This window comes from Lentzea sp. NPDC059081 (assembly GCF_042738015.1).
In the GTDB taxonomy this organism is placed as follows: Bacteria; Actinomycetota; Actinomycetes; order Mycobacteriales; family Pseudonocardiaceae; genus Lentzea.
Genome location: NZ_JBHYGW010000031.1, coordinates 1 through 18,025 on the forward strand (window position 1 = coordinate 1; position 18,025 = coordinate 18,025).

Annotated in this window: 12 protein-coding genes and 1 tRNA gene; 6 read left to right on the forward strand and 7 right to left on the reverse strand. The window is 66.0% G+C overall.

Features of this window, described 5'->3' with window-relative positions; translation table 11 throughout:
• Positions 1–412: 412 nt before the first annotated feature.
• Positions 413–2,458, forward strand: a complete 2,046-nt coding sequence (locus ACFWV3_RS38855) for a diguanylate cyclase domain-containing protein (RefSeq protein WP_382418936.1) — start codon at positions 413–415, stop codon at positions 2,456–2,458.
• On the opposite strand, the gene ACFWV3_RS38860 is transcribed toward ACFWV3_RS38855, so the two are convergent.
• The 3 genes from ACFWV3_RS38860 to ACFWV3_RS38870 all read right to left on the reverse strand — a co-directional run bounded on the left by ACFWV3_RS38860 (position 2,433) and on the right by ACFWV3_RS38870 (position 8,074).
• Positions 2,433–2,930: a DUF2165 domain-containing protein gene (locus tag ACFWV3_RS38860; RefSeq protein ID WP_382418937.1), complete on the reverse strand. Its 498-nt coding sequence runs from the start codon at positions 2,928–2,930 to the stop codon at positions 2,433–2,435. The two genes, ACFWV3_RS38855 and ACFWV3_RS38860, sit on opposite strands and share 26 nt — an antisense overlap.
• A gap of 57 nt (positions 2,931–2,987) precedes the next feature.
• Positions 2,988–6,800: a WD40 repeat domain-containing protein gene (locus ACFWV3_RS38865; protein WP_382418938.1), complete on the reverse strand. Its 3,813-nt coding sequence runs from the start codon at positions 6,798–6,800 to the stop codon at positions 2,988–2,990.
• A 251-nt stretch (positions 6,801–7,051) separates the two neighbouring features.
• On the reverse strand, positions 7,052–8,074 hold the full coding sequence (locus ACFWV3_RS38870) for an LCP family protein (protein ID WP_382418939.1): 1,023 nt from the start codon (positions 8,072–8,074) through the stop codon (positions 7,052–7,054).
• Between the two features lie 12 nt (positions 8,075–8,086).
• Here ACFWV3_RS38870 and ACFWV3_RS38875 point away from each other — a divergent pair, with 12 nt between their 5' ends.
• The 3 genes from ACFWV3_RS38875 to ACFWV3_RS38885 all read left to right on the forward strand — a co-directional run bounded on the left by ACFWV3_RS38875 (position 8,087) and on the right by ACFWV3_RS38885 (position 10,219).
• Positions 8,087–8,563, forward strand: coding sequence for a hypothetical protein (locus tag ACFWV3_RS38875; RefSeq protein WP_382418940.1), 477 nt, complete (start codon positions 8,087–8,089; stop codon positions 8,561–8,563).
• Between the two features lie 279 nt (positions 8,564–8,842).
• Positions 8,843–9,550, forward strand: coding sequence for a hypothetical protein (locus ACFWV3_RS38880; RefSeq protein ID WP_382418941.1), 708 nt, complete (start codon positions 8,843–8,845; stop codon positions 9,548–9,550).
• Positions 9,551–9,709: 159 nt separating this feature from the next.
• The gene (locus ACFWV3_RS38885; protein ID WP_382418942.1) at positions 9,710–10,219 is read left to right on the forward strand and encodes a hypothetical protein; all 510 of its coding nucleotides are present in this window, start codon (positions 9,710–9,712) and stop codon (positions 10,217–10,219) included.
• A gap of 520 nt (positions 10,220–10,739) precedes the next feature.
• On the opposite strand, the gene ACFWV3_RS38890 is transcribed toward ACFWV3_RS38885, so the two are convergent.
• From ACFWV3_RS38890 to ACFWV3_RS38900, 3 genes are all read right to left on the reverse strand, one after another.
• On the reverse strand, positions 10,740–11,594 hold the full coding sequence (locus ACFWV3_RS38890) for a hypothetical protein (RefSeq protein ID WP_382418943.1): 855 nt from the start codon (positions 11,592–11,594) through the stop codon (positions 10,740–10,742).
• Entirely contained in the window at positions 11,587–12,396 is an 810-nt protein-coding gene (locus ACFWV3_RS38895) for a hypothetical protein (protein WP_382418944.1), read from the reverse strand. The genes ACFWV3_RS38890 and ACFWV3_RS38895 overlap by 8 nt, the downstream gene beginning before the upstream one ends.
• A gap of 349 nt (positions 12,397–12,745) precedes the next feature.
• A tRNA-Arg gene (locus tag ACFWV3_RS38900) sits at positions 12,746–12,821 on the reverse strand.
• 253 nt (positions 12,822–13,074) lie between these two features.
• Between ACFWV3_RS38900 and ACFWV3_RS38905 the strand changes: the two genes are divergently transcribed.
• Both ACFWV3_RS38905 and ACFWV3_RS38910 read left to right on the forward strand, forming a co-directional pair.
• Entirely contained in the window at positions 13,075–13,857 is a 783-nt protein-coding gene (locus tag ACFWV3_RS38905) for a hypothetical protein (RefSeq protein WP_382418945.1), read from the forward strand.
• Positions 13,858–13,867: 10 nt separating this feature from the next.
• Positions 13,868–14,605, forward strand: coding sequence for an FkbM family methyltransferase (locus ACFWV3_RS38910; RefSeq protein ID WP_382418946.1), 738 nt, complete (start codon positions 13,868–13,870; stop codon positions 14,603–14,605).
• 54 nt (positions 14,606–14,659) lie between these two features.
• Here the strand turns inward: ACFWV3_RS38910 and ACFWV3_RS38915 are convergent, their stop codons facing one another.
• On the reverse strand, positions 14,660–17,860 hold the full coding sequence (locus tag ACFWV3_RS38915; protein WP_382418947.1) for a penicillin acylase family protein: 3,201 nt from the start codon (positions 17,858–17,860) through the stop codon (positions 14,660–14,662).
• Positions 17,861–18,025 lie beyond the last annotated feature (165 nt).

The window sequence follows — 18,025 nt, forward strand, 5'->3', positions numbered from 1 at the left end:
GGTGTCAAGCGGGCGAAAAGCGTGCCCGCTTGACACCCCTCCTAGCGTGCAGCGAGAGCTGTGGTGCGACTCGTGACGGGACCCCACCGCCGGCGCTCTTGGCTCAAAGCGGCTCGCCTTCGGCTTCGCTACTGCTCGCCTTCGGCCTCGCGAGGCTCGGCTTCGCCATCGCGGTGTCCTCCTCCCCGCCGTCGTTGCCCCGCCTGTGATCCATTTCTCCTGTCCCCCGAAAGAGGGTCGGTGCGTTGCACCTTTTCCAGGGAAAATTGCTCCGATCGAGCGAGTAAAGGTTGTGACCCCCAGAGATTCCTGTACGCCCGATGGGGGGAACGTCCCCGTGCATTGGGACGGTGTGGTTTGCTGGCTGTAGGCTTCCGCACCGTTGTTCGCCGAGCAGGTCAGGTGGATCGATTTGCCGAGCCAGGACGACGTCCCACCGTCACGCCCCAGGGGTCGTGACGAGCTGGCGCGCGACTGGGCGGCCAAGGTCGGGCGTACTTCCTACATTCCGTTGTCGGCTGCCAAGCTCACTGAAGAGCTGCACGAGCTGCTGAACGTCGTGGCCGAGGCGGTGGCGGAGGATCCCGCTGTTGCGGCGGTGGTGGGCACGCGGTTGGTGGAGATCCACTGCGTTGGCGCCGAGAGCTTGAACGAGTCCGTCGAGGTGCTGGCCGAGTTCATCGTGCAGGAGGGGGCCGACGCGCGCACGGCTGCTGTTGTGGTCGGGGCCGTGTCGGCTGCTTATACGGCTGCTATTCAGGCGTTTGTGTTGGAGCAGCAGGAAAGCGTCAGTCAGGCGTTGCTGCGGGCCAACCGGGCTGTGCAGCTCGATCTGCAGGCGAGCGAGGAGCGGTTCGAGGACATCTTCACGCACTCGTCGACTGGAATCGCGATGGTGAGTCTCGACGGGGAGCTGGAGCGGGCCAACGAGGCGTTGTGCACGATCCTGCGGCGTGAGGACGTCGACGGGATGACGCTCACGGACCTGATCGCGCCTGCTGACCTGCCGTTGGTCAACGACGCGCTGGCCGGCTTGCGGTACGGGCGGATGCGGCGGGTCGAGGAGCGGCCTCGGTTGATCGACCGCGACGGAGAGCACTTCCGGGTGTTGCTCGCGGCCACCATGCAAAAGGACACCGAGGACAACCCTCGGCATTACGTGTTGATGATCGACGACGACAGCCAGCTCACGTTGCTCGGCGGGCGGTTGCAGTACCAGTCGTTGCACGACGCGTTGACCGGGCTGCCGAACCGGCAGTACCTCACGACTCGGCTGGAGTCGTTGCTGCACAGCGACATCGAGCACGGGGTGACGCTGTACCACCTCGACCTCGACGCGTTCGCCGTCATCACGGACGGGCTCGGGCGCGAGATCGGTGACAAGGTGCTCAGGCTCGTCTCCGAGCGGTTGAGTGCCGTGTTCTCCAACGAGAAGGCGATGGTCGCGCGGCTCGAAGGCGACGAGTTCGCCGTGCTCGTGGAGAACGGGCCCGAGACGCCGGACGTGGACACGACGATCCGGATGATCGAGCACGAGCTGTCCGAGCCCGTCTACTTCGGTGAGCACGGGGTGGCGGTGTCGGCGACGATCGGCGTGTTGCCGCGGCTGCACTGCGGTGACCGGCCGGCCGAGGTGTTGCGGGCGTCGGACATGACGTTGCGGCGGGCCAAGCGCAGTGGGCGGCGGCAGTGGGGGCTGCACGACGCCATGCAGGACAAGAAGGAGCAGGACCAGTTCGCGCTCGCCGCCGTCATGCCCGGTGCCTGGGAGAGCGGCGAGATCGAGGTCGTGTTCAACCCCGTCATGCGGCTCGACGGGTCGGCGCGGGTGTGCGTCGAGGCCGAGCTGAACTGGCGGCACCGGGACGCCGGGCTGATCGAGCACGAGAAGTGCGTGTCGATGGCCGAGCACACCGGGTTGATGCTGCCGCTCGGCGAGTGGATGCTGCGGCGGGCCGCGGAGACCGCGTGCGCGTTCGAGGAGATGCTCGCGGTGTGCCTGACCGAGAGCATGGCGAAGAGCCCGGACCTGGTGCGCGACGTGCGGAGGGTGTTGGCGGACACCGGGTTGTGCGCTTCGAGGCTGCTGCTCGGGTTCCCGGTGCACGTGCTCGCGGACGAGGAGAGCGAAGCCGCCGACAACCTGGACGTGTTGTCGGACATGGGGATTCACATCGGCGCCCGTGACTTCTCCGGCTCCACCGCGGAGATCGAGCTCGTCCGCTCGCTCGGTGTGGCGGCCGTGCGGGTGAAGGGGCGTTCGCAGAAGCCGGACGAGCTGGTCTCGCACGTGCTCAGCGACCTCGTCGGGTTCGTGCACGAGGCCGGTGGTCTCGTGGTGGTCGATCCGGTCGAGGACGCTGAGCAACGTGACTGGTGGACGGAGCTCGGCGCCGACGCTGGGGTCGGGCCGGCGTTCTGCGTGGAGCCGACTACGGAGTGGCCCGCCGCGGGCTGAGGTGCACGAGGACCAGCGCGAAGCCCGCGATGGTCACCATGCGCAGCGCGGCCGTGATGCCGTTCCAGTCCTTCGACTGCCACATCGCGAACCACTCGCCGCCGATCGTGATGAACCCGCCGAGGAACAGCGCCACCACCATCAGCAGACCGGCGGACGCGAGCCTGCGCGCGCTGTCCTCCCGGTCGCGGACGTAGGCGACGGTGCCGGCGGTCAGCAACGCCGCCGAGATCGCCTCCCACACGATGATCGCGACGTAGACCGCCGTCACGATCGCGGGACTGGTGATCGCCCGCCATTTGAGACCCTCGCCGAACGTCGTGTCCATGGCGAGGACGTGCTGCACGAACGCCTCGTTGGTGCCGTAGTCCGTGACGTTGCCGAGCACCACGAGGAGCATGTTGAGAGCGATGAACCCGACGGTCACCGCGACGATCGCGCGCAAGCTGCCGACCCGAGCAAGAAGACGCATGGCGCGGACAGTAACCGATGCGCTGCTGCCGGTGAGGCCTGATCGCACGCCCGCCGGCTAGCCGCAGGGGTCCTCGAACTCCAGCTGCGGCAGGCGTTCCTGCCACATCGCCGGGGTGAGCGCGCCCCGCGTGGTCGTGCAGATCCGGGTGATCTCGTGCTCGACGTCGAGGTCCCACAGCCGCACGACGCCGTCCGCGCTGCCGGTGGCGAGCAGCCTGCCCTGCGGCGCGAACTGGACGAGCGGCTCGGCCGCCCAGTCGCCGGTGATCTGCTGGCCGAGGTAGGACGGCTCGGCGGGGTTCGTGATGTCCCACAACCGGAACGTCCGGTCCGCGCTGCTGCTGGCGAGCAGCTTGCCGTCCGCGCTGATCGACACCGAGCTGATGGTGCCGGTGTGGCCGTGGAGCTCGGCGATCCGCTTCGGGTGCTCGCGGTCGCGCACGTCGTAGAGGCTGATCACCTTGCTCTGCCCGGAGACGACCAGGGTGCCGCCGTCGGCCGTGAAGAGCGCCTGCAGCACGACCTGGGAGTCCTCGATCGGCCGGCCCAGCTGCCGGGCCCGTTCCGGATCGCTCACGTCCCAGAGCCGCACCGTCCTGTCGCTGCTCGCCGTGGCGAGGGTGCGGCCGTCCGGGCTGAACGCGGCCTCGTTGACGTACCCGTCGTGGCCGGTCAGCGGCTCGCCCAGCGGCACGGGCCTGGCCGGGTCGCGCACGTCCCACAGCCGCACGGACTCGTCGGTGTGGTTGGTCAGCATCACCGCGCCGTCCGGGCGGAACGCCAGCTGCGCCGAGAACCGGTTCTCCAGCACGAGCGGGTCGCCGAGCTCCTTGACGTGCAGGGGATCGGCGACGTCCCACAGGCGCACCGTCCGGTCGCCGGCCGCGGTGACGAGCACCTTGCCGTCCGGCCGGAACACCGGGTGGTTCACGCTGCGCTCGTGGGCCGTCAGCGGCGGCCCGAGCTGCTTGGGGTGGTGCGAGTCGGAGACGTCCCACAGCCGCACGGTCTTGTCACCGGAGCCGGTCGCGGCGACCCGTCCGTCCGCGCGGAACACCGGTGCGGCCACCTGGGAGGTGTGGCCGACCAACATCGACTGCGGCAGTGACCACAGTTGCACGGCGTTCTCCTGCGCCCCGGTCGCGAGCGCCTCGCCGTCCGGGCTGAAGCCGATCGCGAACAGGTTGCCGCCGGGCGCGGAGAGCGGCTTGCCGAGCGTGGTGGGCGTGGCGGGGTCGGCCAGGTTCCACAGCCGGACGGTGGCGTCGGACGAGCCGCTGGCGAGCACGTGGCCGTCCGGGCTGAACTTCACCGACCACACCGAACCGGTGTGGCCCACCAGCGGCTGGCCCACCGGTTCCTGCGTCCTCGGGTCCCACAGCCGCACGGTCTTGTCGTCGCCGCCGCTCGCGAGCAGCGTGCCGTCGCCGCTGAACGCCACCGTGTGGATGCCGAGGGCGTGGCCGGTCATCGGCTTGCCGATCCTGGTCCTCGTCGCGACGTTCCAGAGCCGCACGGTCTCGTCGTCGCCGGCGGTGGCGAGCGTCCTGCCGTCCGGGCTGAACGCCAGCGAGCGGACGGCGGCGGTGTGGTCGCGCAGCGGGTCGCCCACCGGCTTGGTGTTCGCCGGGTCGCGGACGTCCCACAGGCGCGCCGACCCGTCCTCGTTCGCTGCCGCGAGCAACGTGCCGTCGGGGCTGAACTCCAGCAGGTAGGTGGGGCCGTTGCCGGTCTGGATGGTCTTGAGGGCCTTCGGTTCCTCGGGCTTCGTGACGTCCCAGAGCCGGATCGTCGCGTCCTGGCCGGTGGTCGCGAGCACCTTGCCGTTGGGGGAGAAGACGGCCGAGCTGAGCCAGTCGGCGTGCCCGGTGATGACCGCGAGCTGCCTGGGGTTGCTCCGGTCGCGGACGTCCCACAGCCGGGCCGTGCGGTCGTAGCTCGCGGTGGCGAGGAGCTTGCCGTCCGGGCTGAACGTCGTGAGGTAGACCGCGCCGGTGTGCCCGGCGAGCGGCACGGCGAGCGGGACCTGCTGGGTGGCGAGCAGCTTGGCGTTGACGGCCTGGTCGTCCGGGCGCATCCGGTGCGCGACCAGCCAGAGCCGTGCCGACAGCGACGGGTCGGACGCCGAGACCCGATCGGCCTCCGCCACGACCTGGCGGAACTGCGCATCGTTGCGCTGCTGCACGGCCAGGACCGCGGCACCGGCAGCGATCAGCGCGAAGACCGACACGAGCGCGACGGCCGACCTGCGCAGCCAGACGCTCTTGCGGTGCTGGCGTTCGGACGTCCGCACGAACTCCTTCGCGACCGTGGTGACGTCCTGCTGCTGCCGCACGCCCTCGAGCCGTGCGCCGCGGTAGAGCAACGACGAGTCGCGGCCCTGCGTGGACCACGTCGCCGCGTCCTCCTCCAGGCGTTGCCGTGTGAGGTTGCCGGCGCGGTCCTCGTCGATCCAGCCGCGCAGCCGTGGCCACGCCTGCAGCAACGCCTCGTGGGTGATCTCCACGGTCGCGGCGTCGAGCGTGATGAGGCGGGCGCGGGTGAGGACCTCGAGCGCGCGTTCGGTGGCGGCGAGATTGGTGCTGGCCTCCAGCAACCGGTGGCGGGTCGACCGGCGGCGGGTGTCCTGGGTGTCGTCGCCGACCCTGACCAGCTGCAGGAGCAGCTGCCGGGCGGCGGCCTTCGCCGGTTCGTCGAGGTCGAACCAGGCGCGTTCGGCCGTGGCGGCGACGGCGCCCTGGATGCCGCCCGCCGCGCGGTAGCCGGCGATCGTGAGACGGCCGGCCTGACGACGTTGCCATGTGACCAGCAGGGCGTGGCTGAGCAGCGGCAACGCGCCGGCGTCGTAGGCGTCCTTGCCCCGCCGGTCGTGCGCGCCGAGGTCGCGCAGCACGAGGTCGACGAGACCGGGTTCGAGCTGCAGGCCGGCGGCCTTGGCCGGGTTCGTGACGGCGTCGCGCACCTCGGCGGCCGACATCGCGCCGAGCACCATCTGCCGGTTCTGCAACGCCTCGGCGAGCTCGGGGAAGTCCAGGCAGCGTGCGTAGAAATCGGCCCGCACGCCGAGCACGACCGCGGTCTTCTCCGCCGCCGCGTGCAGGGCGTGCACGAAGATCCGCAGCCGGTTCTCGTCGCCGCCGAGCGTGAACGCCTCCTCGAACTGGTCGACGACCACCACCCGGTCGGCCACGGCGACCTGCACCTCGTGCGCGAACTCGGTGAACACCTCGCAGCCGGCCGCCGCCTCGAGCGTGGGAATCAGTTCAGGGACCTGGAGCGCGAGCTCTTTCAACGGATCGGTGCCGGGAGAAATGATGATGGCGTCTTTGCCGATCCGCGGCAGCACGCCTGCTTTCACCAAACTCGACTTGCCGGCACCGGAAGCGCCGACGAGCATCGTCATCCCGTTTTCGGTCACCCGGTCCAGAAGCGCGTTCGTCGCCCTTTCCCGCCCGAAGAACCAGTTCGCGTCCTGCGGCCCGAAAGCACTCAGCCCCATGTACGGGCAAACGGCACTGTCTTCCTGCGGAGGCGTTTCCGAATCCGTGACGGGACTGGCGAGCGCTTCTTCCCAGAGCGAGCGCCACGAGTCCAGTTCGTAAAGTCCGTCGATCGCCGGCTGGGGCTTCCGCTTGCGCGCCTCGCCGACGAGGATCTCCAGGACGGCGCTCAGCCCGCTGAACCGAGCGGGCACATTGCGCCCGCGCCGCCAGTCGCTGACGCGCTGGGCCGGCACCCGGACCGGCCGCCCGCGCTCGTCCGTCCGGCGGGCACGGCTCACCGACTCCGTGACCCGTTTCAGGGGCGGGTCGCCTGCCTCCGCGTAGAGCAGCGCGAAGCGCTCCGCGAAGACGCCACGGGGTCCCAAGCCGCCTCCACCTCGTCCGGACCGGAAAACGTGGACCGCCCGCCTGAGCTGCGACGCACACACCCGACAGACCGTCAGCACCCCACCCTAACGAGGTGGTCTGACAACCTCGACTCCACGTCCATCACGAGAACGGGAGACCGTCGCAGTGAGAGTGGCCAACTGGGGAATCGTGTCCACGGCTGAGGAGCGCTGGGGGTCTCCTCAGCCGTGGCCTCGGCCGTCCGAGTGGCAGGGAGCGGCCTGCTAGGTCAGGCGGCTTTCCACATCGCGTCGGCGTCAGGTTGTTTGGGCTGGACCCGGTTCGGATCGGGGACGTACGTCTCGGTCGGCAGCGTCACGTAGGTGATGGCCTCCGGTTTCAACGCGGTGAGCTTTCCCGCGAGATCCGCCAGTTTCGGAATGGACCCGATCTCGGTGTCCGTGACGACGGACCTGGTGAGGATGTTGGCGAGTTCCAGCGTTTTCTGCGGACTGGCGAGCCAATTCTCGCCGGCGAGTTTTTCGCTCAACGTCCGCATGAAGAGCTGCTGGTTCTTGATGCGGTTGAGGTCGCTGCCGTCCCCGATGCTGTACCGGGTCCTGACAAATGCGAGGGCCTGGGTCCCGTCGAGCTTGGTGGGCCCGGCCGGCACGTGCAGCCCGCTCTTCTCGTCGTCGATCGGCTCGGGCACGTTGATGTCGATACCGCCGAGCCGGTCGATGACATCGCGGAACCCGTTGAAGTCGATCTGCACGAAGTGGTCGATCCGAACCCTGCTCATCTGCTCGACCGTCGCCACCGAACACGCAGCACCACCCGTGCTGAACGCGCTGTTGAACATGGCGACGGCAGCAGGCGGGTTCTCCCCGCACTGAGGCCGCGGCACCATCGTGTCGCGCGGGATGCTGACCACCCGCGCCTGATCGCCCTTGGCGTTCAGTTGGACGACCATGGCGGTGTCCGACCGCCCGTCGTCCTTGCCGAGCAAGAGGATGTTGAGCGGCCGGCCAGGCGTCGACGGCGGCCTGGGGTGGGTGATCTCCCTGGAGAGATCGACGGTCTCGAGATTGCTCTCGAGCCGCCAGTACGAACCCCCGACCACGACGCCCGCGGCGATGACGACAGCGGCCCCCGAGACCGTGAGCCATCGTTTCAAGTGGACGTTCATACCTTTCAACGGTCCCGGTCGTTTGTCCGGATCGCGTAGGCGCTTTGTCAGGGTTGTGTCACAGCCCGCTCTGACAGCCTCTGGCGCACGGACCCGGGCCCGGCAATCCTTGGTTCCGAGCAACCGGGAGGCGCCGTGTTCCGAGCATCGTTCCGCCGCAACCTGGAGTCCCGCGAAGCCGAGATCGCCCGCCAGGTCTTCGGCGACGCCCTGGACGTCAGCGCCCTGCACCTGGCCGAGGGAGGCCTGCTGGGCAGCTTCGGCGTGGCCCGCACCCTGCCCCGCCTGGTCACCTTCCCGCGCGGCGTCCTGACCACGCCGCAGCACCAGGCCCGGTACGAGCGCTGGCTGGTGCACGAGCTGACCCACGCCTACCAGTACCAGCACGGTCGGAGTGTGTGGAGCTTGCTGCCGACCGCTATCGCCGGGTTCTTCCGGAAGGGGCTCTACGACTACGGCGGAGTCGAGGGGTTGCGCGGGAAGTCGTTCTCGGACTTCAACTCTGAGCAGCAGGCGAACATCGTCGCGGATTACTACTACTTGTCGACCTATGAGCCTGGGCGTGATCTGTCGGCTTATGAGCCGTACATCAGCCACGTGCGATCTGGGTGACCCCTGGAAAAGATCAAGCTCCGACCGCGTTGCCGCTGGTCAGAGCTTGATTTCACCCGGCGAAAGGTGGTGCCCCAGGCAGGATTCGAACCTGCGACACACGGTTTAGGAAGGCACGTGGGCTGCTCGGCTGCTCATGCCTGTTGACCTGTGGGTTCGCCCGCATCTGTTGGGGCGCTTGGCATAACCAGTCCGTGAGCAGTCCGTGGTCCGCGTTAGGGACCTCAACCAGGGAGTGTCGTCCCACGCGCTCAGGTTGCACGGGTGCAAAATCATGACATGCCGTCGACAGAGCAGATTCTGGCCTATGCGCGTAACCATGCTGCTGAGCTTCGAGCTGACATGAGGTGGGAGCAGAGCGGGTTTGGTAACGGCGGCTGGTGGACGGCAACCGATAAGGAGCTCAAGTCCCGCATCGCAGCAAGAGCTGCTGCGGCTATCGAGTTCTTGCGGCAGTACGCCGGCGAGGACAGTCACTGGACGGCTCAAGCGAGTGCCATCTACCTGAACAAGGGTGACGGTCAGTCCGCTGAGACAGGAGCACGCGCCGTTGGTGACATGCTGGAGGAGTGGGCTCGCCAGGTCGAAGCCGGAATCCTGGAGATTGCTGGTGCGAGGGCCTGGCAAGAAGTTGCGGTAGTCAGCACCGACGTGATGGGGCAGGTGCAGGCCTTGGTGTCTGACCGGAACTCGCATCCCGCCGCCCCCATCGTCTTGTGTGGCGCCGCGCTTGAGATTGCGCTTCGTGCGGTTGTGGATGCTCGCCAGCTTCAGCTTGATGAGCGGCCGTCACTTGGTGCCTATACGCGGTTGTTGAGGCGAGAACGCCTGATTACGGCTCAGGACGTTAAGGATCTTGAGCAGTGCGCCGGACTTCGCAACTCCGCTGCACATGGTGACTTCGACAGCTTGAGTCGCGAGCGCGCGGGGTTGATGGAACAGCAGACTAATCTGCTTTTGCGGCGTCTGGCTGATCTGCATCCGTAGCGCGGTGGGCGTCACTGCGTCACTGATCGGTGGTAAGGCGGCGAAGCCGTCGCGGCAGTCGAGCGCCGGTGCCAGCACCGTTGAGGCGCTGGCCACTGCTGGAGCTTCGTTCGTGAAGGACGGGGCTGGGCGGCCCGAGGTGACCGAGTTGCGCGGGTTTTGATTCGGGACCTGTTGCCGCCGGCCACTCGTGAATATGAGCTGAGTGAGGAGGAGAAGGAGGAGGTTGCGGCCTGGCTCGTTCGGCACTCGCGGCCGCTCTATGACGTGACGGATGCTTCGGCGGTTCGTGGGCTGCTGGACGCGCTGGCGACGAAGCTCGACGGGAAGTCCGCGGCTGCTTCTGTGTATCAGCGGAAGCGGGCGGTGCTGTTCAACATGCTGTCGTACGTGGTTGAGAAGGAGCTGATTCCGGACAACCCGTTGACGCAGATCAAGCGCAAGGTGGCGAAGGTTGTTGAGCAGGTTGGTCCTCGGGTGGTCGCCAGCCCTCAGCAGGTTGAGCAACTGCTGACTGCGGTGACTATGTCGGACGTCGGAATGCTGATCGAGGTGCGCATCTGGCGGCGTTCTTCGCCGTGGGCTACTCCGCAGCGGCGCGGCCTGCTGAAGGTCTGGCGTTGCGAGAGGACGACTGCACGCTTCCTGAGGAGGGTTGGGGTGTGCTGATGCTCGGCGAGTCGCGGCCGTCTGCTGGGAAGAGGCGGACGGATTCAGGGGAGGTGCATGACCAGCGCGGCCTGAAGCATCGTGGATGCAAGGAGGTGCGGCCGGTACCGATTCCGCCTGTTTTGGTTCGCATCCTCCGCGAGCACATTGAGCGGTTCGGCGTTGCGAGAGATGGCCGGCTGTTCCGCTCAACGCGAGGTGGCGTGGTCTCGTCGTCTACCTACTATCGTGTTTGGGAAGAGGCACGTGCCTGCGCCTTCACTCCAGCGCAAGTAGTGTCACCTCTTGCTGGCAGGCCCTAAGATCTTCGGCACGAAGTAGTTTCCTTGTGGCTAAACGGTGGCGTTCCAGCTTCAGAAGTTGCAGCTCGTGGAGGATATTCGGTAGAGGTCCCGCTGAAAGTATATGCGAAATGTATAGATGGCCAGCGGCAGCATGTGAATGAAGCTATCGGCAGGCTCTTTGGGTCGTAATGTCAAACCTACGTTCGCTTAGGGTGAAGTGAAGTAACCGATCTGCTCTAGGGTGAGTTGGTCGCGCTGTCTCGTTCCTTCCAGATTTTGTTCAGCCTCACTTGGTTTTCTTTGTAAACTTTAGAGGGAACGGGGGCGACCTTGGAGGTAGCAACCGTGTACTCGGAAAGGATGGCCATGATCTGGCCGTTCCTGTTTAGCAGGGAGGTTTCGTCAAGGTTTTTGAATGAATCTAGCTGGCGATCCAGTCTTTCGATCGCGTTGGCTGCAGACTGCCACGCGATTACATCAATAAGAAAGGTGTACGCCAAAAGAAAGGTAACCACGACGACGAAGACGCGCATCACATTTACTGTCGCATCTTGAGGTGCTAGATAGAATGCCAGTAGAAAGACAACGATAGACGCGGTGGCTGTGATCCACAATATTCGTTTTCCGAGTCTGGACGCTTCGGAATACAAGCTCCTGTTCCAGAAAGAATTCTCCCGGAGATGGTCGCAGAGTCGAATAATGCCTACGGGTGCCTTACTTGCGAAGTAGTCCGACTTTATTCTAGCCTTTGCATGCTCTCTGACCTCGTCGCTGACTTTCCCCAACAATTCAGCTAGGTCAAACGCCTGGTCAAACTGCCCCAGTGCGTCCGACAGAAGTGCGCGTCGGCGAATTTCATCGCCTACGGCTTGCTTCTGCTGTGCAGTCTGTCGCGTGTACCAGATGGCGCCCTGGATTATTAGCGCGGCTACGGCGCCAAGGTAGGCAATTTTTGGGAAGAACATAACTAGTACGCCTACCGCTAGTGCTGCGCCTGGCAGATAGCGCCCGAAGCGATAGAGCCTGTAGGCGTCGCCTAGTTGCGAGTGGGCGATCGCGTGAAGTTCGGCAGGGCCGGTTGGTTCAGACACCGAAGATCTCCCTAAAAGAACTCTGGGTCTCTGAGGCGTCTTCAGACTTTAGTGTCAATGCACGTCCTTCTGCGGTGATAGCGAGAGTTCGATCTATCGACTCACTCCTGCATCTTCTGCCGATAGCCTCTATGCTTTCGCTAGAATCAATAGCCCAGTCGAGAATAAAGTCAAACACCTCTGACACGGCAGCCATGTACTCAGGTATGGCTCGATGTCTTAGTAGAATTATGCAGACGATCTCTTCGATGTCCGAAGAGATTAGGCCAACATTCTTGTTTTGGTTCCAATATTTTAGAAGTCGGATAATTGTCCGGACTTCTGGGCCGAGCTGGACTGTTAGGGTGTTGACAATGTGGTCCAGCTTGGATGGCTCAAATTCTTGCCAGTGATTTCCATATTCTGGGATAAGGTAATGGCCAGCCGGTTTGATACTTAGGGCGGGAAGGATGTCCACGGAGGGGTTCTTTGGATACCTCACCGTGACTGCGATATTGCCGCGTTCGACTTGCCTTCCGCGTGCTTCGACCGTATCTGCGATCTTGGAGAGAACAGATGCAGGGGGTGGCGTGGAGTCGCTACTTCTCGTTGTTGTGACGGCCAATAGATCGACATCAGAGAGCTCACGTAGTGCGGTCTTGCGAGTGAAGGATCCAATTATGGAGCATTCAGTTATGAAGTTGGCCCCGGCGAGGATTTTCATCACTTCGTTTGCTCGCAGCTCGAAGCGTGCGCGGTCTTCTTCGGTCAATTGGATTTGTTCGTCCAGCTGGCTGAACATGGCGTCCAGAAAACTGGGCATGCTGCTCCTGTTCGATGCTGGTAAATATGAAGACGCAATGGCAGCGAAACTCTATCTGATGCGTTGCTTCTGAGCGCGACGCCGCGCGGTGGCCCTGTTGCCTGTAGCGAGCACAGGGTCGACGTGGGAAGAACGGCGAGCCAGCGAAGAGGTGCGTGCTGCTTGGTGGAACGTGGCGCACCGCAGTCACGGCAAGGCGCAGGTGACGCAGCAGCGGACAGTTCGAGGCCGTGGTCAGTCCGTAGATGGCGGCAAACAGGGGCAGATTCCCGCTGACGGTGACTGATCAAAAAGATCAAGCTCCGACCGCGTTGCCGCTGGTCAGAGCTTGATTTCACCCGGCGAAAGGTGGTGCCCCAGGCAGGATTCGAACCTGCGACACACGGTTTAGGAAACCGATGCTCTATCCCCTGAGCTACTAGGGCTGGCGACAGCAGTCTAGCGGGGTGCCGCCACCGAGTTGACCAGCGCCCCCACCAAGCGCCGCTGACCCACGAGCAGCAACCGGGCTCACGCACCGTGAGGGGCCGAACGACGTGCGTGCGGCCGTTGGAGGGAAGTGAGCGAGACCACCTTCTGTTGTGAAGAATCGTCAGGTACGCAGGTGGCGTGAGCAGACCGTGGCCCGACTTCCGTCCTGGCCCCGTTGGTGCCGTCAAGGCTTGGTGGCGGCGGCGGGTGCCGAAGAGTGCTGACGACTTCACGTTCGTGCCGCCGAAAAGCAGTCATCAGCACGATTTCGAGACGCCGTTGGTCAGTGCTGTCTACGGGTTGGACTTCCAGCTCAAGATGACCGTGGTGTGGCGGCTTGATCTGGCCACCGGGCTGAGGCACAACTCGCCCAAGAGCGCGGCCATCCACCACGTGCTGCAGCGGGCCAAGGAGATCAGCGGCAAGGCCATGCTGGTCCACCACGCGGCGACGCAGGTGCAGCTGGGGGACGAGCTCGCCGTTGAACGGCAGGTGCCCGGCACGCACATCTGGGCTCGGGCCGAGAGCGTCAAGATCGAGGTCGAGGACGGCGACCTTGAGATGGCTCGCAAGCACGTGGAGCTGCTCAGGAACTCGACGTTCAAGCTGGCCGAGCGGGATGTCGAACGGGCGGAGATCCGGTACCTGCGCGACGAGGTGCTGACGGACGTCGGCACCGCCACGATCTGGTGGTTGCAGCGCAACGGGTACCAGGTCGAGGAGGCCGTCAAGCTGTCCGGTCATCTGGCCGAGCTGGTGCAGATCGCTCAACGGCAGCCGTCTACGCACTGGGCCGAGTCGCTGGTCAGCAGTGTCGAACGGGCGTTGCCCGAGCTGGGGGACTCGCACCGGGCCGATCTGCGGCAGCACCTGGCCAAGGCCCTCAGCGTGTTCGGGGGATCGCGGGTGGCTGCCGAGTTCGCCGATCAGGTGGGGCTGCCGGCCGGGGAACAGCACGTGAACGGGCACCAGGCGAACGGGCACCACTAGGCTGGCTCGGGTGTTGAGCGAACTTCGCAGTGCCGCGGTGGTTGCCGGGTTGCAGGCCCTTGCCCGGCTCACGCCCTATGCCGAGGCGGAGCTCCTCGGGCTCCGCAAGGTCGTCAAGCCCGGTGACGTGTGCGTCGACGTGGGGGCCGCGCTGGGGCTCTACACGGTCACGCTGTCCAGACTTGTCGGTCCACATGGGACTGTGCACAGCGTCGAGCCGCTGGTGTTCGCGCACCCGACGCTGTCGTTCCTCTTGCGGCCACGGGAAGGGCGCAACATCCGCCGGCACTCCGTGGCGCTCGGCACCGAGGAGTCGGGGCGGGAGGTCATGAGCGTTCCGGTGCGGCACGGGAGTCCTGTCACCGGGCGGTCGTTCCTCACCGCGGGGGCGGACGGGCTGGGGTCCAACGAGGAGTTCGACCAGCATCTGGACGTCGTGGTCAAGACGGACACCCTGGACCACTTCGTCGAGGTCAACGGGATCGGCCGGCTCGACTTCGTCAAGGCGGACGTCGAGGGGGCCGAGCTGCGGGTGCTCGAGGGTGCCAAGGGGACCATCGAGCGGCTCAAGCCGGCGTTCCTGCTGGAGATCGAGGAACGGCACGTCGAGCGCTTCGGGTACCAGGCGAAGGACGTCGCGGACTTCCTCACCGAGCGCGGCTACCGGATGAGCACCTGGCACGGCGGTGAGTGGGTGCCGACGCGGACCATCGGCGACGAGGTCAGGAACTACCTGTTCCAGGGCTGAAAAAGTAGAGGACGCCGACCCCTGGGGGTGGATCGGCGTCCTCATCTCGAAGGCCTACGAACCGTAGACCTCAAGCTCGTACAGGGAGTATCCGTATCCGGTGGCCCGGTGGGTACCGGTCATCCGGAGGTATCTCGCGTCCTGTGGCGTGAACGCTACGACATCATCGCCGCCATCGCCACTACTTGTCGCGAAAACGTTGCGCCAGCTCGCGCCGTCATTGGAAAGTTCGATGCGGTAACCGTCTCCGTAGGCCGACTCCCAGCGCAACACAGCGCGACCGATCCGTTGCACAGAGCCGAGATCGACCTGGATCCACTGGTTGTCGCTCCAGTCGCTGGCCCACCGCGACAATGGATTCGCATCCAATGCGTGTGACGGTGGAAGGGAGTTCCACCCCGTCTCAAATGATGACGCGGTGGCCGTTTTCGACTGGGCCAGGTTGCCGATGTTCTGGCCGCGGCGCGACGGGAACTGGACGACCTGCTGGAACGTCGGGCGGTTCTGCCAGTGGATCTTGTCCTGGGTGACGCCGCCCATGGCGCGGTGGATGATCGTGTCGGCGCACCACTGGTCGCCCGCGGTGCAGTCGGCGTCGCCGGGGTAGACCTGGTCGGCCGGCTTGGCCGCGGCGGCCTGCAGTGAGCTCACCAGGGCCGTGCGGCAGCCGGCCAGGGTGCCGCCGCCGCAGTAGGTCTGCGGGAACGCGCCCTGCACCGGGTCGCCGAGGACCTGGCGCAGGTCCTTGTCCACGTAGCCCCACCAGCCGTACTGGAACGAGGAACCCTTGTGCGGCGCGGCACCGTGCGTGTCGGACGGAGCCTCGTCGACCTGCTCGGCGCTCACGATCGCGTTGTACAACCCATCACCCAGCGATGGTTTGAACTGCGCCTCGACGAGCAGCGGCCACCAGGCATCCAGAATCCGAATCGCGTCGGCGTGCGCGTAGGACTTGCTGCCCTTCGCCGTCTCCTTTCGCAACGAACCCGAGCGCTGCCAGTCCTTCAGCTTCTGCACGACCGGCGCCAGCGACGCGTCGACGGGCGCGGACTCCACCACCCGCAGCAGTTCGGGCAGCACCTCCTGGGCGCGCAGGTCGGCCAGGGCGGCCTCGGCCATCGCACGGGTCAGCGACGCACGCGTGACCTTTTGCCCGGAGTTGACCAAAGCCCGCACGCGAACGTCCAGAAGGTCGCCGCGGTGCACCGAGCTGTGTCCGAAGCCGCCGAACGTGAAGTCCTTCGCCTGCTTGTTGTTCCACGAGACGTAGTAGTCCTGGTTGATCGAGTTCGGGTGACCGGCGAACGGCATCACGGCCGAGGTGTTCTCGTCGCCGTTCCAGTCGACCCACTCGTACTCCGCCCGGCCCCACGTCGGCAGGTTCGGATCCACAGTGGACCGGCGGACGGGGTTCAGGCCCGAGTTGAAGTACGCGATGTCGCGGGAGTCGGCGTAGAACCAGTTGAACGCGTACCCGATCTTGTCGGCCGCCCGCTGGAAGTCGGCGGCCGAACGGATCGCGCCGGGGTCGTTGAGCTCCTGGAACCCGATGATCGAGTCGACCTCGTGCATGTACGTCGAGCGCAACGTCGTGTACGCCACGGTCTTGCCGCCAACGGTGGCACGGCTCGTGACGAGCCCGTACTTGGTCCGCCACATCACCAGCGTGTACGAACCCGCGGGCGTGCCATCGGCAACGGTCGGCTTCCACGCGTTCTTGCGCTCCAGCCGCTCCATCGGCAGGCACGCGCCGTGGAACACGTACGACGTCGAAGCCTTCGTGGCCGGGGAACCATCGGCGTTGCACAGCTCGACGGCGTAGGTGTCGATGATGTCCTGCGCGGACGACGTCGCGCTCCACGAGTAGTCGACACCACGGCCGAGCTGCACGTACATCGAGACGCCCGCGAACGAGACGCCGCGCGACCGCACGCCGGGACCGTTGAGCTCCTGCAGCATCAGCAGCTGCGGCGCGAAGTACCCGGTCTGCGGGCCCCACACGGCGATCGGGTTCCCGCTGTCCGTGTACGCGCCGGACACCGCCAGCGCGTTGGACATGCCGTGCTTCTTGTTCAGCAGGTCGGCGGGCAGGACACCGTCCTCGAAGATCCCGCGCGCACGGGCCACGTCCGCCGGGGCCGCCACGGAGACGGCGGCACCAGTCCCGCCCACCTCGTCGTAGACCATCCGCTCCGGCGTGATGCTGCCGGAGTCGGGCAGCGCCACGCCCTGCGGCGACGCGGGGGAGGCCGAGTACGGGAACGACTGTCCGTTGTGGAGGGTCAGGACGGCCTCCGGGTCGTTCTGCGCCCGGAACGCCTGCCAGACCTGCTCGCCGACGGCGGCGCCGTACTTGTTCTGCGCGGCCAGCTTCACCAGCGCCGACTGCACCTCGCCGCCACCACCGGCGCCGAACAGGCCGCCGACCACGGACGCGATCGCCACCATGTCGGTCGCCTTGAACGGCTGGATGTCGTTCCAGTTCGTGATCGCGTCGGCGTGCCCGGTCAGCACGTACTCGCCGGGGAAGTTCCGCGCCGAGACGGACTGGGTGATGTACGCGTTGATGCCGGAGATGTAGTCGTTGACGTCGGCCACCGCCTGCTGACCACGCGCACCACCGCGCACGGCCGCGGTCTCGATCTGCTTCTGCAGGTCCGCCTCGGTGTACGGGATCTGGTTGTAGAAGCTCTGCTCCAGCACGCGGTTCGACGGCGCCCCGCCCGCGAAGCCGGAGAGCTGTCCGCGGCCGAGGTGGCGGAACAGGTCCATCAGCCACAGCCGGTCCTGCGCGGCCGCGAACCCGGCGCCGAACATCGTCCCGGACCGCGTGGTGCCGGTGATGTGCGGCATGCCGATCTTCTTGTCGCGCACGATCGTCACGTCCGAGCGCGGCTTCACCGTGCTCTCGACCTGGTCGGACGGCACGCCGAACGACGCGTCGTTGAAGAAGTTCGTCAGCTGGTCGTTGGTGAGGCCGCTGTAGCCGGCGACCAGGGCGTCGTACTTGCCCAGCTGGTCGGCGGAATGCGCGGGCCTCGTCCCGAACGCCTTGTGCGTGAGGATCTCGGCCAGGGTCGCGTTGCCGTTGTTGCCGGGCGGCACGATGTCGCCGCACTGGCCGAGGCAGTAGTCGTCGGCGGCGAACGCGGCCGCGCGCGGCTCGTCGGCCTGGGCGGCGGCGGGGACGATCAGAAGGGAGGCGGTGACGGCGGCGGTCGCCAGCAGGGACGTCACCGGATTGGCTCTCCGCATCGCGCGAAGCTCCTCTCCGTGCAGGGCAGGGCTGTTGTGACGCACGTTACTTTCCAGTACCGCTATTGCGAAAGACCTTCGCGTTTTCCCACCCGCCCGCGAGGCTCTGTATCGGTCCAGAACATCATCTGGATCAAAACGACGAATCGGCAGAACATCTGAATC